Here is a 26,189-nt window from a genome sequence, read left to right on the forward strand (position 1 = left end):
AAACATGATGCTCAAAGGTGGCTACACCAATTATGGCCAGCAGATCGGTGTGCTTATGCTGGATACGATTTTTCCGCGTCCCGCTGGAGATATTGGCAATGCGCTATCCTATGATTTTCCTGTTCGCTACAAGACTGTGAAAGGTGCTCATGCCACCCGCATCATGGGCAACAATCCAGATCCAAAATTGATTGAACCATTCATTGATGCGGCGCGAGAACTCGAAGCAGAGGGCGTACGCGCCATTACCACGAGCTGCGGTTTTTTGGGTCCGTTTCAAAAAGACATTGCTGCAGCGGTCAATATCCCAGTCTTCACTTCATCGCTTATGCAAGCGCCGATTATTCACGCCATGCTGGCACCCGGCAAGGTGATCGGTGTCTTTACCGAGCGCGCACATCATATGAATGACGCTCATTTCAATGGTGTGGGCTGGTCCTCGGATGTGATCCCGGTCCAGGTTCAGGGCATGAAGGAGAATGCTGAATTTCCGCAAACCTACATCGACGGGCGCGATTATCTTGATACGGACGTTTTGAAAGAAGAAATGCTGGAAATGACGCGTGAATTCATGGCGAGCTGTGAAAATCCCGGGGCCATTCTGTTTGAATGCACCAATATGTGTCCGTTTTCGTCCTATGTTGCTGCAGAATCCGGATTGCCGGTTTTTGATATTAATACGCTGATCAATACTTTCTACCTGGCCGCCAATCCGCGCCGTTATCTCTAAATATATCACTACGATCTATTGCAGCGGCGGTCTGTTTTAGCCGCTGCAAGTTCTGTGGGAGACCGAATTTGAATCCCGGTTTGTTTACTCTAGAGCGGTTCATCTTTAAACGGAATCGTAGGAACCGCTCTATCGAATTGTTTTTACGCATTATACTACGTAAAATCGCTTCGCACTTTTGCTGGAAATGCTTTAGATTTGTCGGGAAAATCAGCACTGTTGTAGTGAATGTAGTCAGTTAAGTTTAAACAACTCAGCGTCAGGGTCTTTAACGCCATTGATTGCAGCCGAAACGATCTCTGCAGCAATCTGGCTAAACGTAATGCCGTTACCTCCAAATCCCATAACGCAATATACATTCTGCATTTCAGGCACTGGGCCTATTAGCGGCAGCCCCGTTGTTGTGGTTCCGAACGCTGCAGCCCATCGATATTCTACCGCACCGATCTCGCAACCAAGCAGGGAACTGACTTTTTCACGAATTGTTTTTGTCTTTGCATGAAGTTTGTCTTCAGATTGATAGGCAAAGGCATTTTCTTCATCTTCGCCACCGACGATGAGACGACCTTGGCTATCAGTTCTGAGATAAAGATAGGGATCTGATGCTTCCCATAAAATATGGTTACTCAACCAGTCCGGTAACGGGATTCCTGCTTTGCTGGCCATGGCCCATGTCGATATGATTTCGTGCTTTTTGTTTGCTACATTTTTCAAAAATTCGTAGCCGGTGCAGAACACCACATTCTCAGCGCAGATCAGTTTACCTTCTCCTGTTGCCAGGACCACCTCTTGGCCTAAACTTTTCATGTCGGTGATTTCCACACCGCTTACGATTTCTGCGCCTTGTTTTGCTGCGTAACGTAATAATCCGGCAGTGAGCTGTCCGGGATTGGCCGATGCTGATATGTCACTTAAAATCGCACCGGTTCGTTCAATCCCGTAGAGCTTTTTTAGTTCGGTCTTGTCGATGAAGCGGGCTTCAATTCCAGCATTTTTTCGTGCTTCGATTTCGGTGCTAAGGCCACGTGATCCCAACTGATCGCCTGCAAGATAGAGAGCCTTTTTACGTTTCATTGAGCAGGATATTTCAAGTGATCTAACAATATCTTCGAGTTTTAGAACCGCCTTTGCCGAGCGTTGCCAAGCCCTGTTTGCCTGCTCTTCTCCGATAAGTTTTTGGAGCTGGTGCAATGGAACGTCAATTTCATGTTGAATCATTGCGGTGCTGGCAATGCTGCTGCCGCCAACCGGTCGCCGCTTATCGACGATGAGCACTGATTGCCCTGGCTTTACCAAGGCTTGAGCGACCAGTGCCCCGCTGATACCCGCGCCGACAATAACAGTGTCATATCGAGCCATCTCGATATGACACTTGCTTCGTACTGTTATGCGAGGGCTATCGAGCCAAAGAGGGCGGGAATCTCTAAGGCTACGCTCGGTTGTCAGCTTATTCGTTGTCATGGCTGCTCACTGGGTAATCCGTAAGGCGGCAGTGCCGCTGGATGGAAGAAAATTGAGACTTATGACTGGGCTCGGCATTTAAGACGGTGGCGTATGATTGGCAGGTCGTAAGACCGACACTGCAATGACGATAAGAGCGAATTCGATAATGAGACCTTGAGAATTTTCAGCAAAAGTGCGAAGCGGTTTTGCGTAGAATAATGCGTAAAAACAATTAGATGGAGCAATTCCCACGATTCCGTTTAAACAGGAAACGCTCTAGCGTGATGAGATGAACAAACAGCCATTCCTCTCGCTAAGTCTTAGTTTTGATGAAAACGTGTTGGTGCTGAAGTTGTTCCAACTACGCTGTTGGATCAATCAGGGCGATGCCGAACTCTGGACGGTAGGTCCGCCGCAAGGCGGCAGGTGTCTCTCTGACAATTACCTCCAGCGTTGGGCGGACATAACCTCGAACAAAATGACCGCCACGCGTGTGTCCATCTGAAAGTCCCAATACGGCATGTAAATGTGGATTGGGTTTTCCATGCTCGTCCAAGGTAATATCGCCCATCAAACTGAGAACTTCACTTTGAACATTAACCGGAATATCGTTGTATTGCTGTGAAAGAATGTCAAAAAAGGCCAGTGTAGCTTTTTCAAATGCACCAATAGCTGTAACGGACGCCGCGTTGATGTTCTGATCAATTGCAAAGTCTTTGATAGAAGCAAACGCTTCTTCTCCGGGTTCAACAATCAGTATAAAAACACGATCACCATCATTTGAGAGCAGCTTGCTTTGCATTTTATCTCCCTTGCCTAAGTAGATGCCTGAAAAAAGGTTCAACGTAACAGATTTCTAATCTCAGGCCTTTTCACGGGGGTGGCGCCCTTCCTCAATTTCTTCCACAATCTTATCCACGAATGCGTCGAGATCATCCGGGGAGCGCGACGTAATGAGGCCATTGTCGACGACAACTTCCTCGTCGGTCCAAATCCCGCCGGCGTTTTTCAAATCGGTTTTTATTGAGTTGTAAGAGGTAACTTTTCGTCCTCTGACAGCGTCAGCCTCTATTAATAGCCATGGAGCATGACATATAGTGGCAACGACCTTTCCAGATTTGACAAACTCGCGCACGATGCGCATTGCGTCTTCGTCGGCCCTAAGTACGTCGGGATTAATCTGACCGCCCGGGAGTACAAGCGCATCGAAATCTTGGAGGGCAACTTCGTGCACAGAAAGATCTACAGCGATGGTATCACCCCAATCACCATCGTCCCAACTTTTGATCTCGCCGCTTTTCACTGAGGCGATTTTTACATTAGCACCACGCTGCCGCAGTTCATCGTAAGGAACCCGCAACTCTGAACGCTCGTAACCGTCGGTTGCCAGAATGACGATGTTCGCATTGTTAATATCGGTCATGTCTTATCCTTAGTCCCTAGATTGCGTCGCGATATAGGCGCGAAATTCTTCACGGTAGGAGCGTGCCGGACGGTTAAGAAGCTCGTCTGCCAATTCGTTGGCCATCAGAAGAAAACGGAAAAATCCTGATGTTCTTCAGCACCGTCATGTCCGTTTGACACGACATCGCTCCTGTTAGACGAACGTCGCTGGCGATGCTTTGTTCCCATCAAAAATTTGGTACGCGACACGGGAATTGTTTTAAAAATTTCTTAAGTTGGGCGGACCGCTTAAATTTAGTTGCCCTTTGCTTCGGAGCACATCCCGAAAGCCATGAAACGGCTTTCGGGTAAGATTAGCTTTAAAGGGTGAGGCCATTGCCCCGCAGTCGTCGTAAAATGTAGAAAGTCAACGCAATGCCGAGCGCAGACAGCACTGTTGCTAATGTGAAAAGATCGGCATAGCCAAATTTATCGGCAAGGTAGCCCGCAATCGAAGAGCCTACCAGATAGATAAACAGTTCGGCGCAGGCGAGGATCGTGAAATCCGTACCGGGTTGTTCGGAGGATGAAGCCTTCATGAATAGAGAATAGATTGCAACAAGTTCCATGTAACGCAGAAACGTCTGGAACGCCGAAACGGCCATCGCAATTGTGATGCCCGGCCATATTTCAGCAGCATTGAAACTGAAAGCCAGAAAGCAGACCGTGCGCAGCAATCCGAGCAGGATAAGAGCAGAGAAAAGCCCTGAGCAGCGGATCAAAAGTGCCGCTAAAGCTGCTCCGATCAGACCAGCACTTGCCGCGGCAGCGCCGGAGAGATAGCCGATCCACGATAGCGGCAGGCCAATGTCTACCAGATAACTGCCTTCCATACCCCGCACCATGCCTTCACTTGCCCGATAAGTCAGAGCGAAGCAGAGAATGAGCCAGGCATTTGGCTGCTCGAAAAAGCGTTTCAGGCTGGCACGCGGCTTTTCCCCATGCTGCTTCTGGTCACTTGTCTCGTCCATCCATAGACCGGCTAAAAGCGGTAACAGCGACAGAGCGGACACAATGAAGATTGTCGGGCGCCATCCAATCTTGTGAAAAAGGACCAAAGCCAACGTGCCACCAATGATGACGCCGAGTGCAACTGCACCAGCCTGGATCGCATTGCCGGTGGCGCGTGTCTTGTCATCGAGATGACGCACGGCATATCCGTCCGTTGCGATGTCCTGCAAAGACGAAAGAAGCGTTATGCAAAAACAGATCGCTAACAGTGCACCTGCCTGATTGGGTTCGACGAATGCCATACAGGCAATTCCGAAAGAGACGAAAAGCTGGGTGACAATTACCCAGCCGCGCCGATGGCCCCACCGAGCGATAAGCGGATAGCGATCTACCATTGGTGCAATAGCGAACTTCGCGATTAACGGGATCATTAAAAGATAAAAGAGCCCAATAGCGGTGCGTGAAGCACCGCTTTCACGCATCAGCGGCGGCAACGCAACCAACAGAAGATAGGTCGGAATGCCCTGCGCCAGATAAAGTCCGCCGAGAACGGTATAAAGGCGCGTATTCGCGCCCTTATCTTGTTTCGATAATTCGTTCTGTCGTGCAATCATCAGAAGTTCTTGCTCAATGACAGGGCGAAGGTCCTGCCGCGGCCCTTGTAATCGAAGATTTCTTCTGGTGCGAGCGCACCATAGAGTGCCTTGGCGCGAGATCCCCAGACGGTATTATATTCTTTGTTGAACAGGTTGTGGACGCCAAAGTTTACTGTCATGTCAGCCTTTTCGACCTGATAGGACCCAATAAGATCAAACAATGTATAGCCTTCAATCTCGTAACCGGCATTGTCTCCGAGGTTGAAGACGTGCTGGCCTTGTAAACGCAGATTCAGTGCCTCATTGCCCCAACCGACGTGACCGCCAAGCTTGGAAACGCTGGCACTGCCGATTGTGTCCTTAACCCAATCACCATCTAGCTCGACTTCAGTGCGTACCCATTGACCGAGGATGCCGACATCGAAACCGTGATCGAGTTTCATGCCTGCCTTGCCTTCAATGCCATAGACCCGACGTTCGTTATCCTCAAGCTCCACAGCGAGCGTCGTACGATTAAGAACAATGGAACGATCAGACGTTGAGTAAAAACCTGCAGCTTCCAGATTATAGGTACCATCATCAAGACGGTAGCCAATCTCGAAGGAATTGGTCTTAATGGCTTCAAGGGCGGAATCTGCAACATTCACGCCTCCAAGCAGTGAGAAGTGGCCATTTGATAGCGCGTAAGCGCCATAGCCATAATATTTCGCGGGATCGGGAAGCTCAAAGCCCTGGCTGAAATTTGCATAGACTTGCTGCGTGTTCGTCAGGCTGTAAGTCGCACCCGCATTGAACAGGAAAGCGTCGTAATCTACCGATCCGCCCGGGATTGCATCAGCTGATGTCGCCCTGCCATTCAGAATTGCTATCTGTTGTGCTGCGCCGACAAAATCGCCGACTTCCGTTTTTGTATATTGGTAACGCACGCCGCCGTTAAATGTCAGACGATCAGTGGCCTCATAGGACGCTTCTACAAAGCCCGCGAACGTGGTGACATCGATCTTTGGATAAAGTCCGGTGACACCAGCGGTCTGAAAGTCCATCGCACCGCTGAGCAGGGCCTTGTTCATGTCGAAAATATGCTGGTTGGACGAGAGTGAATCCTTGTCGGCATCCACACCGTAAGTGATGCGCAATCCTTCAACCGGCTCAGAAATGAGCGCTGCCTTCATCCCGTAATAATCGGTGTTCTGTGCGCTGCCGTAAAAATAGGTCGAACTCGGAAAGGGGTGAAAGTTGGTTTTCTCGCTACGGTAAAAACCTTGCAGCAGCAATTCCTGGCCCAAAAAGTCGTTGTCAGTATAGGTCGTGTTTAACATGACGCGTCGGGTACGCGGATTGAAATCCGAATTGTAGCCGTCCCGTGTTTCGATAAGGCTTGGATTGCGCAGCCCGGCCAGAAATTGCCCGAAATAGACGCCATAATCGGATTTCTGCTCGGAATTAAAGAACTGGCCGCTTACTTCCAGCCGTCGATCCGCATCAAACTGAAAACCTGCACTGCCCATGAGATCAAGGCGTCGGTTAAAGGCCGTAGAGGTCTGGGTAATGTCGGGCACGACCATCGTGCCGTCCGCGTCATAAAACGCACCACTGCGGTTGCCGGCAAGTGATAGTCGTGCGTCCCATGCTTCGCTGTTGTAAGTGACCGCCGCAGCGCCATTACGATCAAAGTCATTGCCGGAGCGGAACCCGCTTTCTACGCCAGCAGTGACCTCGCCATGCAAACCGTCCGGCGCATCTTTGCCCTTTTTGGTTATAATGTTGATGATGCCGCCTGTAGCGTTGCCGCCGTAAAGTGAGGTTGCGCCGGAAAGAACTTCAATCCGTTCGATGTTGAAGGGATCAATGGAATCGAACTGGCGGCTTAGTCCACGCGCGGAGTTCATGGATATACCGTCAATGAGCACCAGAGCAGTACGTCCGCGCAAATTCTGGCCATAAGACGTGCGTGAGCCTTGGCTAACCGGGTCAAAGCTTGGTATTTCCTGCGCCAGAATCTGCTGAATGGTTTCACCGGAACGTGCACGCATTTGAATCTGCTGGGATTCGATGACGTATACCGTGCGGGCTGTTTCAGAAATTTGCTGCCCGCCACGACTGCCCGTGACTGTAATGGCGTCCAATACCGTTGTTTTGGTGGTCTCAGCAGCCACTTGTTCTGTTGTTACCGCTGCTGTCGCACTCTGTGCAAATGCCTGTGTGACAAGGCTTCCGGTCGCCGCCAATGTCAGAACCGAAACGCCGAGATATTTATTATGCATGAATTTCTCCAAAGGGCACGAGCAACGCCTTACCTGCCCCTTTACCAGTGATTGCCAAACAGGACTATTTCGATCATATTTAATTTATTAAAAGCTTCATTGCTTGGAGACGAGCGAACCGGAAATGGATTGAAGCGAACATTGAAGAGCTTTTTGCATTGAGTACGATGGAAACTATCAATCCGGTGAAGTTTGGTAGCGCGGCTTCCAGAGCAACAGACGGACTAAAACCGTGCCTGAAGATATTACGGGACATGATGGGAATGCCGTCTGTCCTGCTTGCGCAGGGTGATCTGTCAAATGTGCGTGGATTATTCTGGAACCATGCATCGCTGGCACTGACAACGATTTATTTTCCGCTGACCAGCACCAGCCTGTCTGCACCCGGATCACGGGATTCGGGCATAATAATCATACGCGCCATGAGTGGTCCCGTTGATGTAGAACAGGCTCAGGTTCGGCTCAATGTATCAAAGGGCGAAGCTGTCTTCATGCCTTCTGACGTGCCGCTTTCACTAACGCTTCCAGAGGGCGGACGCCTTGACTGTGCTTATTTGCCATCAGGAGCCGTTGCCCAAATTAAGGGAGAGGCTGCGCGATTGTTCTGGCAACCGCTCCCCGCTACCTATCTGCCATTGCAATTGCTGGTTACTTACGCTGGCTATTTGTTGCAGCACGAATACCAAACGGAAAATGATGCCAAGGTCATGGTCAATCATTTCTATGAATTACTACCAATCCTTATCGAAAATTTGAGTTTGGGAAATACACAACGGGTTCTGACTGGCAGAATGGGTGCAATCAAAGCCCGTATAGAAGCGAGTATTAAAGATAGTGACTTTTCCATCGTGGAGATTGCACAATCGGAGGGAATAACGCCGCGTTCCATCCAGAAACTGTTTAAACGGGAAAATACAACATTCTCCCGTTATCTACTGGAGCGCAGGCTTGATCTGGCACGCACCGAGATACTTCGTGGTGAAATATCTGCCATCTCGCGAATTGCCTATAATGCGGGGTTTGATGACCCCGCCTATTTCAGCAGGGCCTTTCGTAGTTATTTTGGTGTAAGCCCGTCCGGCTTACGACAACAGATCGCCCGCAGTGTATCGGGATAGGGCGGCATAGCAATATACTTCGGGAACGCCAATCTGCTGAAAACAATTCGACGCTCTGAAATAATTATACCCGCATTTGCTAATTGAAGACTGCGTTTGGTGTGAGATACGTCTTCAAGAAAGCACGCGTGCGATCATTCTGAGGGTTCGCCAATATATCTTTTGGGCTTCCCTGTTCCACGACGATGCCGCCATCCATAAATAGGATCTTATCTGCAACTTCGCCTGCAAAGCGCATTTCATGCGTGACGATCAGCATCGTCATGTGCTCAGCGGCCAGTTGCTTCATCACCAGATTGACTTCCTCAACAAGTTCCGGATCGAGCGCAGATGTGGCTTCGTCAAACAGCATCACCTTGGGCTGCATAGCCAAAGCGCGGGCAATCGCAACACGCTGTTTTTGCCCACCAGAAAGGCGTGACGGGTACACATCGACCTTTTCTGAAAGCCCAACTTTGGAAAGAAGCTCCTTAGCCAACTCACGCGCAGCAGCCTTAGACATTCCCTTGAGTTTAATGGGCCCAAGCGTGATATTTTCCACCACAGTCAGATGCGGGAAAAGATTAAAATGCTGGAATACCATACCCATTTGCTGCCGCACGGCATTGATATGTTTTTCAAAGGCCTGCCCCTTGAGGGGCTGGTTCACCTGCATTCCGTCCAGCCACACCTCGCCACCATTCAGTGTCTCAAGATGATTGATCGAGCGCAGAAGCGTGCTTTTGCCTGATCCACTCGGACCAATAACGGCAATGATTTGCCCACGTGATACGGAAAGGTCGATACCTTTTAGAACCTCAAGTGCACCATAGGCTTTGCGGGCACCTTTAACTTCCACCATTGGTTTTAGAGTGCTCATCGCGTCACCTCCACTTTTCTTTCGATGCGGCGTAAACCTGCTTCCATCACGAGATTAGCCAAGTAATAAAGTGCGGCAGCGGTCAGATAAAATTCAAATGGGCTATAAGTTTCGCTGATAGCAATCTGTGCGCTGTGAACGAGTTCTGCAATTCCGATGATTGAAACCAGTGACGTGTCTTTGAGAAGCACAATCATATTGTTGCCAATAGGCGCGATTGTGTTTCGTACGGCTTGTGGAATGACGATGTAGCGCAAAGTCTGCACGCGGCTTAGGCCTATCGAACGTGCGCCTTCGGTCTGCCCCGGATCAACAGAGACAATGCCAGCCCGAATGACGTCAGCATTATAAACTGCAAAGTGAAGACTCAGGCCGATAATGCCTGCAAAAAGTGCGGGAATGTCGACGCCGATCTGAACCAGGCCGTAATAGATAAGATAGAGCTGCAAAAGCAGCGGCGTTCCCATGAACAGCCACATGAAGAAGCGTATCGGATATGCCAACACGGATGGCGCATAAAGAACAATAAGCGCAAAGAAAACGCCGAAAGCAAAGCTTAAAATGCTGGATGAGACAGCAAGAACAAGCGTCCACCACAATCCGGTAAGAAGCAATTCGGCATAAGGAGGAACAATGGTGAAGTCGAGAACTGGCATCTGATCCTCACTCAACGCGGCGCAAAACGTTTGTCGAGCAGATCGACAATCATAATGACGACATAGACAATGATCATGTAAAGGACTGCGGCAACGGCGAAGATTTCGAAAGGCTTATAAGTCGAGCTGATAAAGCGTTGCGCGGTATAGGTTAGCTCCACCACAGATATTGTGGAAACCAATGCTGATCCTTTGACGAGCGCCACAGCATTAACGCCAAGTGGACGGATCATCAGACGAGCAGCCTGGGGCATAACAATCAATCGGAGTGTGCGATTACGATCAAAACCGATGGAACGCGCGGCTTCTGTCTGTCCCCGATCAACGCTTGCAATCGCACCACGAATGGACTCTGCCATATAGGCACCGATATTCAGGCCAAGACCGATCACACCGGCTGCATATGGTTCCAGTTCCAGACCAATTTGAGGTCCGCCGAAATAAAGAACAAACAACTGAACCAGACAGGGCGTGCCGCGAAAAACGCTGACATAGGCGGCAGATATGAAGCGCATTATTCTACTGTTGGACAAGCGTGCCGCGACAAGAAAGCCTGCGATCACGAAACCCAGCAAGAGAGCAAGCACAGAAATCTGTACCGTGACCCACGCGGCCTCCAGAAAAAACGGGAGGACGCGCTGCATTAACGCTAGATCCATAAAACCACTCCGAAAAACTCGTATGAACCGGCCCAGATCAACCGTTCAGACCAATTGGGCCGGTTTGGAAATCAATCAGCGAATGTCGCTGCCAATCCATTCCATTGAGATTTTTTCGTAGCTGCCATCAGCAAGCATCTCGTCGAGAGCCTTCTGCATTGCAGCTTTGAGTTCAGGATTATTTTTGCGGATAGCAATGCCGAGGGCTTCACGTGCGCCTTCGATATTCGGCGTTTCAAGAATACGAACTTTCTGGCCTGTTTCCTTCACGGCAATCATGACCGGAATGCTGTCCATAACAAGCGCATCCAAACGACCGGCATCGAGGTCGATCAGCATTTCAGGCAAGCCTTTATAGGTGCGAACGGTCAGATCGCCTTGTGCCTTGGCCCACTTCTCATGGGAATCGCCCATTGTTACGCCAACGGTCTTGCCGTTAAGCTCTTCAAGCTTCTGAACGGGCGAACTGTCTTTGACGACGATTGTGCGGCCCGCATGATAGTAAGGTCCAACAAAATCGACAGCCTTCTCGCGTTCCGGTGTAATGGTCATGGAGGCAACAACGGCATCATATTTTTTCGCCAGAAGGCCGGCGATAATACCGTCAAAAGGTGTCGTTACGATTTTGGGCTTAACACCAACCTTATCGGCAATCGCTGAACCAATCGCCACATCGAACCCAACGACTTCATTTTGTTCGTTGGTGAAGCTGAATGGCGGATACTGACCGCTCATTGCAATACGCATTTCGCCAGATTCTTTGAGCTTTTCCAGCTCGTCAGCCTGCACAGGCGCTGTCGAAAAACTGGCAGCAATCGCCACAGCCGCAACGGCAATGAGACTCTTGATCTTAGAATTCATGTTTTTGTTTCCTCTGGAATTTTCTTGTTATTCTAGGGTTATGGTTTGCCATCAACCTTCATTGATGAGCTTCGCACAGGGCTCGAATTCAAGCATCCAGCAATATGTCTGCCAGCCCGACACATTGCCGGAATCAACCGGCATATTGTCGGAGAGTTAAGGGTTGCATGAGTATGAGCTGCCGCGGGTCCCGCTAACTCAATTATCCAAAAGTAAAGGCTGTGTTTTTGCCCGGCGATCCGGACAAAAACACAGCCTGATAACAGAGCTATTTATGGCGTAATTACTTCAATGCTGCTGCAAAGCTGTCACTGAGAACATCGAGAAGATGATCCGCATTTGCCCGGCTGAAAACCATCGAGGGGCGCATCTTCAGCACATTGTCATGTGGTCCTTCAGTCCCCATCAGAATACCTCGCTGTCTTGCACCATCATTGATCAGCCTTGCCAATGCAGTTGCCGGTGCCCTGGTCTTGCGATCTGTAACAAGTTCGATACCCAGAAACAGGCCGCTACCGCGAACATCGCCGATAATATCGTAACGCTTCTGCATATCTCGAAAGCCAGCAAGCAGATAATTACCCACATCCAGCGCATTTTCTCGCAACTTGTCTCGCTCAATTACATCAAGAACTGCAAGTCCGGCTGCACATGATACCGGATTGCCCCCGAACGTATTGAAATATTCCATGCCATTGTTAAAGCTATCCGCCACTTCACGCGTCGTCACGACTGCCGACATCGGGTGTCCATTGCCAATCGGTTTACCCATTGTCACAATGTCAGGAACGACATCCTGCATTTCAAATGCCCACCAATGGCTGCCAACACGACCGAAGCCAACCTGCACTTCGTCAGCAATACAGACACCACCAGCAGCGCGCACCATCGCATAAACTTCCTTGAGATAGCCTTCTGGAAGAAAGACCTGTCCGGCGACACTGGGGATGGACTCCGCGAGGAAATATGCCGGAGTGCGACCTTGAGCGCGCATTTTGTCTATGTGTTCAGCAATATTCTGAGCAAAGCGCTTGGCATGTTCTTCGATGGGCCAGTCTTCCGGCGCATGATAGCTATCAGGAATGATACCTTCATAAACATGATCAGGCCGACCCTTGCCGCCTTTGCGCTTATATTTGTAAGGGCTGAGATCAATCAGCTCCTGTGTCGTGCCGTGATAAGCCCAGTCAAGGACAATTGCCTCATTGCGGCCCGTATGCGTACGCGCCATGCGCAAAGCTAAGCTGTTAGCCTCACTTCCCGAGCAGGCAAAAGACGCGACGGTCAGACCTTCCGGCAACGTTGCCGTCAGTCGTTCCGCATAATTCACGATATTATCGTGCAAATAGCGCGTATTGGTATTCAGTAAAGCCGCCTGTCGGGCAATCGCGTCAACAACTTCAGGATGAGCGTGGCCGATATGGCAGACATTGTTGAAGCAATCGAGATAAGCACGACCATTATTGTCGATAAGCCACGCACCATCACCACGCACAAACTTGATCGGCTCCGAATAGGAAATTGTCAGGTTGGGCAGCAAAATTTCCTTGCGCTTTTCAATAATTTCCGCGCGGGTGTATCCATCTTTTCGGAATGTTTCAGGCGGTATGCCAGCAAGTGCTGCCACATCGGGGAACAAATCCGCCCATACATCAAGATATGCCGCCTCACCGACACCGAGAATTTCGGTCGCAGTCAAATGAATATCAGTGGTCATCTCAAAATGCAGGTGTGGCGTCCACCCACCATTTTCATGAATATCGCCCATATGGCCGACAAGATCGCCAGCCTGAAGTTGCTGACCGGGTTTAAGGCGCTCCAGTGCTTCATGCGCCATATGTCCCCAAAGGGTGACGAAAGGCGGGCACCCTTCTGGACGGTGTTCAAGCTTGATAAGGCCGCCATAACCAAGCGGTTCGTGTTCGATTTCCACACTCATAACCGTTGCTGCTAATGGCGCGTAAAGCGGCGTTCCGGCAGGCATAAACAAATCGACGCCGAGGTGATGGATACGGCGCTGACCTTCGATAAAGAGCGATTCAAAAGCCTTGTCAGTGTAGACGGTGCGTTCTTCACCCCATGCACCAATACCCAGTTCAATATTGTTGTCTGAGCAGAAATCGTCCCACCATTGCGTGGCTTCTGTCGCGCGCTGCTCTGCAGAAGCAACGGTCATAAAATGAGTTGCATCACCATAGGGAACGATTGCTTTGTTCATTGTTGCCGGTGATGGCCGCACCATCGGAGCAAATGACTTGCTGTTCTCGGCAACCCACTTTCGAACGGCACCAGCCCCGTCTATGGCATCAAATCCACATGCCTTACGCAAAATAGCCGTCGCAAAGCGTGGGTTCATTGCATCCATTTTTTCCAGCAGACGCCAGGCCGGTGCTTCGCTGATAGCCAGATAAGGATTGTCATCGGTCTTATCGTGGCGTGACGCGGAAAACGTCACGCTCGTCACCAGACGCATCGCAATGAGATCGAACAGAAGGTCGATTTCTTCGGGCTTAAGCGGGTGTTTTTCGTGAAAACCTGCCGTAAGTGCGGCTGCTGCACCGATGGGATCATCCATGTCAAGTGCTGCATAGGCGCAAGCGATGGCAACTTCGGCAATCAGAACAGTGTGAACTGCATCGCCAAAATCAATTAATCCTGCAATTTTCTCGTTATCATTTTTATCGACCAAAACATTCCAGTCATTGGCATCGTTGTGAATGACCTGAGCGCGCAGGGTTGGCAGTTTCGGAGCAACTGATTTTTCAAATCGCGTGATGAAACGCTCAAGGAGCGCCTTTTTTCCGGCATCGCGCACAAAATGCAAGCGTGTGCGTGCACGCCCCGCATGCCTTAAGTCCCAATCAAGCTCCCGCAAGGCGCCTGGATGAATGAAGCCCTGTAATGCATAATCAAGCTCGCCAAGTGAGCGACCGAGATTGCGCATAAGGTTGAATGTTCGGGGTACTTGTGCGAGTGGCGTACCAGCAAGCCAGCCAACCAGCCGCAAAGCGTGCTTTTCACCCCCAATTGCAACGGTTGATGCGAGAATATCGCCCGAAAGACTTGGTTTGAGGAACGGTACGGTCAGCTTGGCGTTCGCATTGGCGAGATGATGCAACAATGCAGTCTGAAACTCACTCTCGACCTTGGGTTCGCTGGCATTGACGATTTTCAGAATCCAACCGGCATCCGTTTCAGTTTTAAGCCGATAATTGCAATCGCGCTCGCTATCGAGTGCGATAGCACTGGCTGTTACACCGAATAGTTCCTTGGCGAGTTTTTCGGCGTCGACAGCAGAGAACTGAGGAGCAGGATGGGAAAGGTCGGTCATAGTCACAGTTTTCCAGGTTGCATTTCTTAACTGCAGCTTGGCATGCAATGTATTTTCGGGCATCAAGTATCCTGTCGGGACAACCGGCACTTTGTCGGAATAGACCGGCATATGTCCGGCAATGTGAATAGGTAAGTAATGCGGGAACTTGACGCAAAAGATCGCGAAATACTGGCAATTTTATCCAAAGAGGCACGCATAGCACTCAAAACGCTAGCGGGGCGTATTGGATTGTCCCGGAGTGCCACGAGCGAACGCGTCACGAATCTTGAGAAAAGTGGTGTCATCAGAGGCTACCGCGCTGACATTGGTGAAATTGATCCGAATGTTATCCGCGCAACCTTTCTGATCAACTTACGACGCACGCCCGCACATGAATTGCTGGACATACTTGCGCGTCATCCGGAAGTGCGGCGCGTATCATCTGTTAGTGGTCAGCTTGATCTTATTGTTGAATTGGAAACTGGTTCTATTGATGGTCTCAATCGTGTTCGCGATCTTATAGCCGTGCATGATACCGTGGAAGATCTCACGACTGCGATTGTGTTAAGGCGCGATATTGATCGGGAACAGCGCTGATTTCGAACAGGTAAGTCAGGTATCGAATTTTCTATCTTAAAAATCAGGCAAACACCGAATAACTCTAATGATACAAAAATGCTGAGGTTTGCGCCTTCAAGTCACAGCAGATTTTTAACTTGTTTCACGAAACCGTCTTGATTGCCCCCACCTTCTTTCGGAAACACAGATGAGATTTCAGGTGGCATCGGGCGCTCTAAAATGGCCAGGCATTCATCGGAACACGCTCTACCCATTTTTTTAAAGCGCACTTTTCAGGGTGCGCGTTACCCCCAGCGATGGTGTCTGGCTGTTATGTTTATTCAGAAAATTTTACAAAAATCCGCCTCTTCTAAGACTACCAAGGAACAATAGGTTGTGGCGTAAAATTATCCTATTAAAACGGCTTTTTAATAAGCAGTTCTACGTTTAAGTCTTCCGGGGCTCCCAGTCGGAAGGCTCTATCAAGGGCAGGATCATTCATCGCGAGTTCAAGGCTAAGTGCCGCTAAAGATGCTGCAGTCTGTTGGCCATCGCGTATGATTGAACTCGGAGATGAGTGATCTATAATTATTGCGAAGATTGATAAAGTCCCATCCCGGTTATCGAATATTTCGATCGTTCTTGATTGCTGTGGATAGTCGATGTGCGCTGCGGTATTGACCTCCCAAAAGCCATGCTGATTATTTCGGGGATCGTAGTGACTCCAGATACGATTGCAGTGGGTATGACCATTCACCCATAGAACCACGTTCGGGAACCGCGAAAGCAACGCAGTAAACTCAGCCCCACCGATACGGTTATTGTCAGGCTGGCCTGCTGGCGCGCGTTTGAGGTTATCAAAAGTGATTGAATTATGATGAGAAAATATCACGATGACTGCGTCTTTGTTTGTTGAGTTAACCAAAGACCCGTCTGGCGCATATGACTTCGATGAGTGTTCCGCTAATTGTCGTTCCAGCCATTCAGCCTGTGGAGTGTCAAGCGAGCCGTCGGGCCCGCCATTCGGATTGGTTGAATCGAGCATTATACCAACAACCCCATCCGCCATTGAGAACGCGTAGTAGGCAGTTTGGTCGGTTAGATTATCTGTAGAAAACCCATGGCCTGCAGGGCCGTAGGGACCTACCGCGTCGATATGTTTTTGTATAAACTCTTGCTTTGAAAAAGGTCGGCGATTGAGTGATGGCACCGTATCCATGGATGGTAGGCTGGATACTAATTTATTTATCTGGGAATTTGTACCCTGAGTGACAGCACCGATGAACATTTCAGGGGGCATACCTTTGGGTAAAGCCGTGACCACTCTGTTTGAAACACCCAACGCGGATATAAAATCCGAGATATTCCCTGCGCCGAAAACTCCATAGTCAAGCTGGTCATGATTCCCAAAGCCTGAATACCAAGGCATTTTGAAGCCTTCTGCTTTTATCGGATGACTGACAGCCGCTAAAAACCCGTCAACTTCAGGAAAGCCGAATGCCCGCTTCCACAGATCGGATTTATACCCGCCTGCTGCCGGTTCCGGATGCCAATAAGCATCGTAGCTTTCTTCAGACAGGCCGCTATTACTCTGAACGCCCACATACTCCGATCCGCTGGCCGACATTGTGGCCCATTCTCCGTTTAGAAGTGACAATACGGTTTCCAGCTCATGCATGGCGCGTGTATCGGCGCTATCACCAGTGGATATTGCAAAATCAAACATTCTTCCGGAAATCGGTCCTAACGAAATTGCGTTCAAACGCTTTATCATAGCATCCAGAACATGCACGGTAAGGGTTTCTTGCGGACGCCAAGCATTCGCCAGCGGTGCCCCATCAATGTTCCCGTTTGGCCCGCCATACTGACGCATAAAGGCCGCATGTCCGGGTGAGGACGCATCAATAATGTGTAAGTCGGTGATCTGGACAAAAGAAACGAGGGCTTTTCTGGTTTTCTCCCTGTCGTCAAAGGCTTCCGACAAGTCTTGTCGCACAATAATTGGCCAGCCAGCGTCAACAGTGGTCTTACGATATGGCTTTCCCTTTTGGAGGTAGTCACCTGGAACAATAGATTCTTCCAACGTGGTAACAGCTTCAGCATAAAAGCGGCTTTGCGCCATGACATTGTGCGTAGTGCAGCCACAGACAGCAAACGGTGCTGCACAGCCAGCCTTTATAAAATTTCTACGTGAAAGAGTAAAATTTTTAGATGAATATGATCCGATGCTCATAAAATATCTCTCTAAATACATAAAAATTATGAAATCAATATATCAATATTTTTACTAAGAGGTATATTTATTTTGATTATGCAAAATTGATGTATATATTTTATTTTAATAAATTAATTTATATAAAAAAAATAGATATTTTACTATGGTGGAAAATCAATTGATCAAATATTTGCTTATGAAATTTGTGAAAGCAAAGCTTTTGTGGAAAAATAGCTGCCTATTTGTAACAGCTTCTCTCGACGCGCGGAATATAAGGCAGCCGATGCGGGTGTTCGTTGAAAGACATAAAACAACCCGCATCACTAGAGCGCGTTTCGATCTGACTGAATCAGATCTGCGCTCAAAATCCTTTTATTTTAAGCATAATCTTATCGATTCTCGTTTCACTCCGGTCGGATTATGCTCTAATAAAAGGCCTGTACTTAAGCCTATTTGGCCAAACGCTTGCTTCCGTTGTGGGGAGCATGCATTAATTGTGGGAACATACATTCTACAAAACGTGCAGCTGTTGGCTGCGGTTCGTGATTGGCTAAGCCCGGACGCTCATTTGCCTCAATGAATACATAGTTCGGCGTCTCCGGCGATTTCACCATGAAATCTATGCCAACAACCGGAATATCAATAGCGCTCGCCGCCTTGCATGCAGCCTCAACCAAATCTGGATGAACCGTTGCCGTCACATCATGGATCGTACCGCCGGTGTGGAGATTGGCAGCCTTGCGCACGGTAATCTCGCGCTGGTCTTCAAGCATATCATCAAGGGTGAGGCCCTGTTGTTCAAGGCAGCGTTTTGTCTCGGCATCAATCGGAATACGGCTTTCGCCGCCTGTTGCGGCAAGACGGCGGCGGGACTGAACTTCGATAAGGCGTCTGATCGTGGATTTGCCGTCCCCGATCACGCGTGGCGGGCGACGCACGGCAGCGGCTACCAGCTTATAGTCGATAATCACCAGCCGAAGATCCTCACCCTCAAAGCAGGCTTCGAGCAGCACCTGATTGCAGACTTCGCGAGCCTGTTTGACGGCGGCGCGCAGGTCTTTCATTGTTGTGATGCCTACAGAAATCCCGCGTCCCTGTTCGCCGCGTGCAGGCTTTACAACCAGCTTCTGATGTTTGGCGAGAAAAGCTTCCAGCGTTTCATCATCCGCGTCGGCTGCGATCTGCTCAGGAACGCTCAGACCGACCTTCGCAACAGTTCGGCGGGTGACCGCCTTGTCGTCACAAATTGACATTGCGACACCGGATGTCATTTCCGAAAGGCTCTCGCGGCAATGGATCGAACGTCCGCCGTGCGAAAGCCGGAAGAAACCGCCTTCTGCATCGGTTATGTCCACATGAACGCCGCGGCGCAAAGCTTCATCAACAATAATGCGCGCATATGGGTTAAGCGCGCTCATTGAGCTGATCGGCTGTGCGAAGAACTTTTCATTGATTGCATTTTTGCGTTTGATGGCAAAAAGCGGAACGCGACGGAATTTCAGCTTTTCATAGAGGCGGATCGCATTGTCATTGTCGTAAAGCACCGACAGGTCGACATGATTGAGTCCATGTGCCTGAAAATGCTCGGCAAGCTTGCGCACCAGCTTTTCGCCAATGCCCGGCTGACGTGCCTGCGGATGCACCGCAAGACACCAGAGCGAGCCACCCTGATCGGGGTCATTGAAAAGGCGCTGATGGTTGATGCCAGTGACAGTACCGACAATTTCACCCGTCGTATCGTCCTGCGCGACGAAATAGGTGACAGCGCGGTTGTCGCGCTCACAGGAAAAGAAGTCGGCACGCAACTGCACCATGCCGCAAGCGGCATAGACTGCGTTGATGCCGTCTGCATCTATTTCCGATACAGCGCGGCGAATGCTGATGCCACGCGTTCGGCGTCCACCGGCGCGATAATTGGAAAGCTCAAGCCGATAGGTGTGCGAAGGATCGAGAAAGATTTCCTGTTGTGCTTGCGATAGCAACACGTGCGGATCACTCACATAAAACAGAATATCCCGACTGGCCGGTGCTTCTGAGCGCAACGCTTCGATAATGGCTTCATTGCTTTCGAACGTCTGCGCAAAGAGTAGCCGTCCCCAACCGCAATCGAGTATGATGTTGCGGTTGGCGTTGCGTTCTTCTTCAGGCGTGTTTGCGTGTAAATGTTCCTGATAGAAGCCTGCACTTTCCGGGATGCGCAACCGGTTAAGCCTGTGTGAGAAGGCATTTTTCCCTCTCATTTTCTGTTGTGTCATCTCAGGCCTCCTGGGTCTGCAACCACATTTCCAGAAGTCCCGCCTGCCATAGCTCAGAGCCACGCAAAGGCGTGATGTGTTCGGAAGGATTTGCAAACAAGCGATCAAGATAATCGCGTTGGAAAAGCCCGCGTTCACGCGCCTTATGTGATGACAACGCATCACGCAGCATATCCAGATAAGGACCGTCGATATATTTAAGCTGCGGCACAGGAAAATAGCCCTTTTTGCGGTCGATCACTGCACTTGGCACGATCTTACGTGCGACATCTTTCAGAATGCCCTTGCCGCCATCGCGAAGCTTTTCCTCTGGCGGCATGCGTGCTGCAAGTTCCACCAGTTCATGATCAAGGAACGGTACGCGGGCTTCAAGTCCCCATGCCATCGTCATATTATCGACGCGCTTGACCGGATCATCGACCAGCATGATGTTGCTGTCGAGGCGAAGTGCTGCGTCAACGGGCGTCTCAGCGCCATCGCGCAACAAATGCTCTTCAAGCAATTCGCGGCTGTAATCGCGATCGGGCATCCATTCCGGTGCAAGCTGGGTTGCCAGCGTTTCATGTGAGCGGTCGCAAAATGCTTTCGCATAATCGCCGACCACATCGTTGGAATCGACCAACGGCGGATACCAGTGATAGCCCGCAAAAACCTCATCGGCACCCTGACCGGATTGCACGACCTTGATATGCTTGGAAACTTCCTTCGACAGAAGATAAAAGCCAACATTGTCATAAGATACCATCGGTTCCGACATAGCGGCAATCGTTCCGGGAAGCGCGTCCATCAGATCAGAACTTGGCACGAAAATCTTATGATGTTCGGTGCCAAAATGCTTGGCAATCAGGTCGGAATAGACGAACTCGTCGCCCTTTTCGCCGTTGGCCTCTTCAAAGCCGACCGAGAAACTCATAAGGCCGGTTTGACCTGCTTCGGCAAGCAGGCCGACAATCAGGCTCGAATCCACGCCACCGGAAAGCAGAACACCAACCGGAACATCTGAAATCATACGGCGCTTGACGGCAACCCGCAGCATATCAAGAAGCTGCTCCTGCCAGTCTTCACGACTCATAGAGCTGTCGCCAGCCAGTCGGCTATGCGGCGGCTGCCAATAAATGCGGTCGCGGAATTCACCATTGGCCTGATAGACGCGAATGGTGGCCGCAGGCAGCTTTCGAACGCCATTGTAAATGGTGCGCGGTGGTGGCACCACGGCATGAAAGCTCATGTAATTATGCAGTGCTGCGCGATCAATCGACGTGTCGATACCGCCCGCTTTGACAAGTGCGGGGAGCGTGGAGGCGAAGCGCAATGCACCACTGACTTCTGCAAGGTAAAGCGGCTTGATGCCAAAGCGGTCGCGAGCAAGGATAATCCTGCCGGTGTCGCGCTCATGGATGGCAAAGGCGAACATGCCATAGAAGCGGGAAACGCATTCCTCGCCCCAGGCGTGCCATGCTTTTATGATGACTTCGGTGTCGCCATCAGAAAAGAAGCGGTAGCCCTTGGCTTCGAGCTCTGCGCGCAATTCGCGGAAATTATAAATGCAGCCGTTGAAGACAACGCTGATGCCAAGATCGGCATCAATCATCGGCTGCTGGGATTTTTCCGACAGGTCGAGAATTCTCAACCGCCGATGCCCAAAGCCAACATTGCCACGCACTGTAATGCCAGAAGCGTCTGGCCCTCTAGGGGCGAGAACGTCTGCCATTTTCGAGATTGCCGAAACCGACGGCGTACCGCCGTCGAACCTGACTTCTCCGCAAATTCCACACATAAAAAGGGTTGAAACCTCCATTATCATACACAACGAGCAAGGCCGTCGCGTGAGTTCTGGCGGCGGCCTGCGTATGGCTAATGCACGCGCGCCGGGATGGTTCCGAAATTTCTGATTTTTATGCGGAGTGAGCTTTTTTCAGCTTACTTTCTTTGGAAAGCATGTATTTTTCGGCTGAAATCATGTGTTCCAGCGCGATTTCTCGGGCATCTTCGGGTCTATTCTCAATCAGAGATGTGATAAGGCGATGTTGAAAAAGCAGACCTTCTTCGCGAGAAGCAGGTGTCGGATCTGCATAAATCAAGCGGGCAACGGACATGTTGCGCAGCAAATTATGTGTAAGCCCGCATGTAAATCCAAGCAGCCTGTTCGGGCAGAGTTGGGCAAGCTGCGTGTGGAAGTCGAGTTCTGCCACGCGTTGTTGAAACTGATTATCAAGACTGGTCGGCGGGCGATCATAAAACCGCATCGTGCTTTCAAGTTTTCCCAGATCGTCATGGCTTAATCCGCCTGCAAGCGATGCCGCGATTTCAGGTTCAAGAAGCTTGCGTAGGGAATATATTTCCTGAAGACTAGGCTGGTCGAAAAAGAAATAATGCCCGAGCATTTCCATTGCATGTTGCGCTGATGGTTCAGCTACGAATACACCACCACCGGGTCCGGTACGTGTGTAAAGCAGGCCCTGGGTTTCCAGTGCCTTCATCGCTTCGCGCACGGTGCCTTTTGCCGCCTTGAACTGGTCAATCAGGTCTTTTTCCTGTGGCAGCCGGTCGCCGGGTTTCAGATGATCCGTTTGAATGACTTGCCTGATACGCTCAGCAATAACCTCAGGTCGTCGCTTCGTTTTGGTCGGCGATGCAATATCTGGTTTACCCCGGCTTTTGCGTGCCATGCCGTGCTACTCTCTTTTCATACGCGGCGCGCTATCTATAAGCTGACGTGTATAGGCATGTCGCGGGTTGGCAAAAAGGTCTTCTGCTGTCGCTTCCTCGACGATTTCACCATAATACATGACAGCAACGCGGTCGCTGATGGCCTCCACCACCGCAAGATCATGACTGATGAAAAGATAGGACAGGCCAAACTGCTGTTTAAGCTCATCAAGAAGTAGCAGCACTTGTGCCTGAACAGACACATCAAGCGCGCTGACCGGTTCATCCAGCACAATGATTTCGGCATTTGCTGCAAGGGTGCGGGCAATGGCGATGCGCTGCGCTTGTCCGCCGGAAAACTCATGGGGATAGCGCAACAAACTATCCTTTGGCATCTGCACCGCATCGAGAAGTTCTTCCATACGCTTTTGGCGCTGACTGCGATCAAGCCCTCCAAGAAGTTTTAGCGGTGTTTCTAATATTTCCCGAATGGTCTTGCGCGGATTGAGTGAAGCAACAGGGTCCTGAAACACATATTGAATGACTTTGCCAAAGGCGCGGGGGCCGGAACGTTGAAGAGTATTCGCATCCTGACCGGCGATTTCCATCGTGCCCTCACTTGGCGCTGTCAGACCTACGAGCATTCGCGCCAGAGTGCTTTTGCCGGAGCCGCTTTCGCCAACAATGGCCAGCGTTTCTCCGCGTGCAAGATTGAGCGACACAGATTTGACCGCTTCAACAGCGTGGCGCTGTCTGCCAAAAAGTGTGCGTCCGCCACCAAAGGTCTTACTCAGATTATGGACGCTGATTGCAGCTTCGCTCATAGGGCGACCTCCGTCTGTTTTTGGCTGAACAGCTTTGCCACACGTTCATAAAAGTCCTTGCCGTGGCCAAGTTCGGGTACACAGGCAATCAGCCGCTTGGTATAGCTGTGTTGCGGATTGGCAAGCACCTCTCGGGCTGCTCCTGTTTCGACGATCACTCCGTCTTTCATGACGGCAACGCGATCACAGATTTCAGACACCACGCCAAAATCATGGGTGATGAACAAAAGGGCCATGCCGCGTTCGCGTTGGAGATCGCGTAACAGCTCAAGAATGCGCGCCTGCACCGTCACATCAAGTGCAGTGGTCGGCTCATCGGCGATGATGATATCGGGATCATTTGCCAGAGCCATGGCAATGCCGACACGCTGACGTTGGCCACCTGAAAGCTGGTGAGGATAGTGATCTGCACGTTCTTTTGCGTCCGGAATACCAACCTTTTCCAACAAAGCGATGGCTTCTGCCCGGCGTTCGGATTTGCTGATCGATTTATGCGCTGCAATTGCTTCCTCCACTTGTTTGCCGATTGAATACATCGGATGAAGCGTTGTCAGCGGGTCTTGAAACACATAAGCAACCTTGCTGCCGCGAATAGCGGTCAGTTCGGTTTCCGTCATGTCGAGTACATCTTGGCCGTCAAGATAGATCGCACCATTGCGGATCAATCCGGGCGGTGAAGCGACCAACCCCATGATGGAAAGTGCGGTCACGCTTTTACCGGAGCCGCTTTCTCCGATAAGGCCAACACATTCGCCACGATTAAGATGCAGCGAAATAGTGTTGACCGCAGGCGTGTAGCTGCCATTGCTGACGAAGCCCGTTTCGAGCTCCTCAATGGACAATGCTGCGTCAAGCATCTCGGTTCTAGGCACAGTTCTGTTTTTGGCGATTGCCGTTCTTGAGCTAGGTCTAGCCAGAGCCCCAGAGCGCAATCGCGGGTCAAGCACATCGCGGATGCCATCGCCCAGCACATTGAGGCTGATGACGATCAAAAAGATCATGACGCCCGGCACGATGGAAACATGCGGTGCGGTGAACATCTGCGCGCGGCCTTCACCAAGCATAGAGCCGAGATCGGCTTGCGGTGGTTGTGCACCAAGGCCCAGAAAGCTTAAGCCCGCCGTTTCAAGGATCATCCAGCCTGCAGTGGTCGACATGGTGATGACAATCACCGGCAATACGTTCGGCAGCACTTCGGTGAGCAGGATCGAAATGTGCCCTTTGCCAGAAAGTCGGGCGGCGTCGACAAATTCGCGATGGGCAAGGCCAAGCGTTGTGCCGCGCACATTACGCGCAAAGAACGGGATATTGACCACGGCGATTGCATAAAGCGCATTCATCAAGCCCGGTCCGAGCGCTGCGACGATTGCTAATGCCAGCAGGATATAGGGAAAGGCCATCAGCATATCGATGCCGCGCATCATAAGGTTGTCTGTGCGCCCGCCTGCATAGCCAGCGACGATGCCGATGGCTGAACCGATCACCGCGGCAATCAATGTGGCCGCAAAGCCGACCGCAACTGAGACGCGTGAGCCCCAGAGAAGGCGGCTTAGAATATCGCGCCCCAGCTGGTCCGTGCCCAGCAGATGACCGGCAGTGAAAAGCGGTTGCAGCCTGTTTGCAGGTGCTGTCACATTCGGGTTTGGCAATGGCAGTATCGGCACAATCAATATCAGCACGCAGATCAGTGCGAGCAGAAAAAAGCCAAAGGCTGCAAGGCGGTTGCTCATCAGCAGACGCCATGACGACAGGCGCGCAGGCGTTGCAGACGTGCAGGTTTCCGAAAGGGCGCTCATGTGCGTACCCTCGGATCAAGCATGGTTTGAAGAACATCGGCGAGCAGATTAAACAGCACATAGCTGGCTGCCACGATCAGCACGCCGCCCTGTACAAGCAGGATGTCGCGGGTGGAAATAGCCTTCACCAGCATGGCACCGATGCCCGGCCACTGAAAAACGGTTTCGATGTAAACTGCGCCGCCCAGCACAAAACCTGCCTGAATGCCGATAACGGGAATGACACTGACAAGCGCTGCGCGAAAGGCGTGGCCGTAAATCACACGACGCTCACTCAGCCCTTTGGCGCGTGCGGTGCGGATATAATCCTGCCGCAGAACTTCGAGCATTGCGCCACGCGTTAATCGTGCGATGACACCGGCTGCAACCACGGCAAGAGTGGAAGCAGGTAGGATCAGATGCCAGATCAGGTCCTTAAGATCACCGCCGCCATAGACCGCATACATGCCTGATGCCGGAAGAATGCGCCAATGCACCGCGAAGAGATAAATGAGCAGAAGGCCAAGCCAGAAAGACGGGATCGAAATACCAGCCAGCACGATGAAGGTGATGGTGCGATCAGCCCATCCGAACTGACGAACCGCCGATACGATGCCCGCCAAAAGCCCGAAGATAGAGCAGAGCACGAGCGCAACGCCCGCCAGAATAAGCGTTGCCTGAAAGCGTTCCAGCACCTCATCGAGAACAGGACGATTGAGCACGAAGGAGCGACCGAAATCACCCTGCAACAGATTGCCGATCCAGATAAAATATTGCTGGATGAGCGGCTTGTCGAGACCGAGATCGCGATTGATACGTTCGACATTTTCCGGCGTGGCATAAGAGCCAAGAAGCGCGGTCGCCGTATCGCCGGGAATTGAGGCCATCACCAGAAAGACGATGACAGACAGCCCGAAAAGCACGGGAACGACTGCGATGAGCCGTTTGAAGATATAGGCTGGCATTGGCCCTCCTTCGCTTCATTTTTCATGAAATGCGTTAGCAGAATTGCGCCAGCAG

At 50.8% G+C, this 26,189-nt stretch carries 20 protein-coding genes; 3 read left to right on the forward strand and 17 right to left on the reverse strand.

Going from position 1 to position 26,189, the window contains the following annotated elements:
- Positions 1-4 precede the first annotated feature (4 nt).
- Positions 5-730 (forward strand): aspartate/glutamate racemase family protein, encoded by a 726-nt coding sequence (locus CEV31_RS13500; RefSeq protein WP_094507586.1) that lies wholly within the window; start codon positions 5-7, stop codon positions 728-730.
- A 234-nt stretch (positions 731-964) separates the two neighbouring features.
- Here CEV31_RS13500 and CEV31_RS13505 read toward each other — a convergent pair whose 3' ends face one another.
- From CEV31_RS13505 to CEV31_RS13525, 5 genes are all read right to left on the reverse strand, one after another.
- Positions 965-2,191 (reverse strand): NAD(P)/FAD-dependent oxidoreductase, encoded by a 1,227-nt coding sequence (locus CEV31_RS13505; RefSeq protein ID WP_094507587.1) that lies wholly within the window; start codon positions 2,189-2,191, stop codon positions 965-967.
- Positions 2,192-2,534: 343 nt separating this feature from the next.
- Positions 2,535-2,975, reverse strand: a complete 441-nt coding sequence (locus CEV31_RS13510) for a PPC domain-containing DNA-binding protein (protein ID WP_094507588.1) — start codon at positions 2,973-2,975, stop codon at positions 2,535-2,537.
- A gap of 60 nt (positions 2,976-3,035) precedes the next feature.
- Positions 3,036-3,596: a type 1 glutamine amidotransferase domain-containing protein gene (locus tag CEV31_RS13515; protein ID WP_094507589.1), complete on the reverse strand. Its 561-nt coding sequence runs from the start codon at positions 3,594-3,596 to the stop codon at positions 3,036-3,038.
- A 340-nt stretch (positions 3,597-3,936) separates the two neighbouring features.
- Entirely contained in the window at positions 3,937-5,181 is a 1,245-nt protein-coding gene (locus tag CEV31_RS13520) for a RhtX/FptX family siderophore transporter (protein ID WP_094507590.1), read from the reverse strand.
- Positions 5,181-7,427 (reverse strand): TonB-dependent receptor, encoded by a 2,247-nt coding sequence (locus CEV31_RS13525; RefSeq protein WP_094507591.1) that lies wholly within the window; start codon positions 7,425-7,427, stop codon positions 5,181-5,183. Before CEV31_RS13525 ends, CEV31_RS13520 begins: the two co-directional genes overlap by 1 nt.
- Positions 7,428-7,690: 263 nt before the next feature.
- Here CEV31_RS13525 and CEV31_RS13530 point away from each other — a divergent pair, with 263 nt between their 5' ends.
- Positions 7,691-8,545 carry a helix-turn-helix transcriptional regulator gene (locus CEV31_RS13530; protein WP_235818107.1) on the forward strand — a complete coding sequence of 285 codons (855 nt, stop codon included), beginning with the start codon at positions 7,691-7,693 and terminating at the stop codon, positions 8,543-8,545.
- A gap of 79 nt (positions 8,546-8,624) precedes the next feature.
- Here the strand turns inward: CEV31_RS13530 and CEV31_RS13535 are convergent, their stop codons facing one another.
- The 5 genes from CEV31_RS13535 to CEV31_RS13555 all read right to left on the reverse strand — a co-directional run bounded on the left by CEV31_RS13535 (position 8,625) and on the right by CEV31_RS13555 (position 14,911).
- A complete protein-coding gene (locus CEV31_RS13535; RefSeq protein WP_094507593.1) occupies positions 8,625-9,404 on the reverse strand; it encodes an amino acid ABC transporter ATP-binding protein in 780 nt (259 codons plus the stop codon).
- The gene (locus CEV31_RS13540) at positions 9,401-10,060 is read right to left on the reverse strand and encodes an amino acid ABC transporter permease (protein WP_094507594.1); all 660 of its coding nucleotides are present in this window, start codon (positions 10,058-10,060) and stop codon (positions 9,401-9,403) included. The genes CEV31_RS13535 and CEV31_RS13540 overlap by 4 nt, the downstream gene beginning before the upstream one ends.
- Before the next feature lie 11 nt (positions 10,061-10,071).
- A complete protein-coding gene (locus CEV31_RS13545; protein ID WP_094507595.1) occupies positions 10,072-10,719 on the reverse strand; it encodes an amino acid ABC transporter permease in 648 nt (215 codons plus the stop codon).
- 75 nt (positions 10,720-10,794) lie between these two features.
- Positions 10,795-11,580 (reverse strand): ABC transporter substrate-binding protein, encoded by a 786-nt coding sequence (locus tag CEV31_RS13550; protein WP_094507596.1) that lies wholly within the window; start codon positions 11,578-11,580, stop codon positions 10,795-10,797.
- 283 nt (positions 11,581-11,863) lie between these two features.
- A complete protein-coding gene (locus CEV31_RS13555) occupies positions 11,864-14,911 on the reverse strand; it encodes an aminotransferase class III-fold pyridoxal phosphate-dependent enzyme (protein ID WP_094507666.1) in 3,048 nt (1,015 codons plus the stop codon).
- A 138-nt stretch (positions 14,912-15,049) separates the two neighbouring features.
- Here CEV31_RS13555 and CEV31_RS13560 point away from each other — a divergent pair, with 138 nt between their 5' ends.
- Positions 15,050-15,490, forward strand: coding sequence for an Lrp/AsnC family transcriptional regulator (locus CEV31_RS13560; RefSeq protein WP_094507597.1), 441 nt, complete (start codon positions 15,050-15,052; stop codon positions 15,488-15,490).
- A gap of 376 nt (positions 15,491-15,866) precedes the next feature.
- Here the strand turns inward: CEV31_RS13560 and CEV31_RS13565 are convergent, their stop codons facing one another.
- The 7 genes from CEV31_RS13565 to CEV31_RS13595 all read right to left on the reverse strand — a co-directional run bounded on the left by CEV31_RS13565 (position 15,867) and on the right by CEV31_RS13595 (position 26,134).
- The gene (locus tag CEV31_RS13565; protein WP_169717358.1) at positions 15,867-17,684 is read right to left on the reverse strand and encodes a TIGR03767 family metallophosphoesterase; all 1,818 of its coding nucleotides are present in this window, start codon (positions 17,682-17,684) and stop codon (positions 15,867-15,869) included.
- A 431-nt stretch (positions 17,685-18,115) separates the two neighbouring features.
- Positions 18,116-19,921, reverse strand: coding sequence for an N-acetylglutaminylglutamine synthetase (gene ngg / locus CEV31_RS13570; RefSeq protein WP_094507599.1), 1,806 nt, complete (start codon positions 19,919-19,921; stop codon positions 18,116-18,118).
- Between the two features lies 1 nt (position 19,922).
- The gene (locus tag CEV31_RS13575; protein ID WP_094507600.1) at positions 19,923-21,698 is read right to left on the reverse strand and encodes an N-acetylglutaminylglutamine amidotransferase; all 1,776 of its coding nucleotides are present in this window, start codon (positions 21,696-21,698) and stop codon (positions 19,923-19,925) included.
- A 118-nt stretch (positions 21,699-21,816) separates the two neighbouring features.
- On the reverse strand, positions 21,817-22,590 hold the full coding sequence (locus CEV31_RS13580) for a FadR/GntR family transcriptional regulator (protein WP_094507601.1): 774 nt from the start codon (positions 22,588-22,590) through the stop codon (positions 21,817-21,819).
- A gap of 6 nt (positions 22,591-22,596) precedes the next feature.
- A complete protein-coding gene (locus CEV31_RS13585; protein ID WP_094507602.1) occupies positions 22,597-23,394 on the reverse strand; it encodes an ATP-binding cassette domain-containing protein in 798 nt (265 codons plus the stop codon).
- Entirely contained in the window at positions 23,391-25,190 is a 1,800-nt protein-coding gene (locus CEV31_RS13590) for a dipeptide/oligopeptide/nickel ABC transporter permease/ATP-binding protein (RefSeq protein ID WP_094507603.1), read from the reverse strand. Before CEV31_RS13590 ends, CEV31_RS13585 begins: the two co-directional genes overlap by 4 nt.
- Entirely contained in the window at positions 25,187-26,134 is a 948-nt protein-coding gene (locus CEV31_RS13595) for an ABC transporter permease (protein WP_094507604.1), read from the reverse strand. The genes CEV31_RS13590 and CEV31_RS13595 overlap by 4 nt, the downstream gene beginning before the upstream one ends.
- Positions 26,135-26,189 lie beyond the last annotated feature (55 nt).

The sequence above is a fragment of the Brucella thiophenivorans genome, assembly GCF_002252445.1.
Lineage (GTDB): Bacteria > Pseudomonadota > Alphaproteobacteria > Rhizobiales > Rhizobiaceae > Brucella > Brucella thiophenivorans.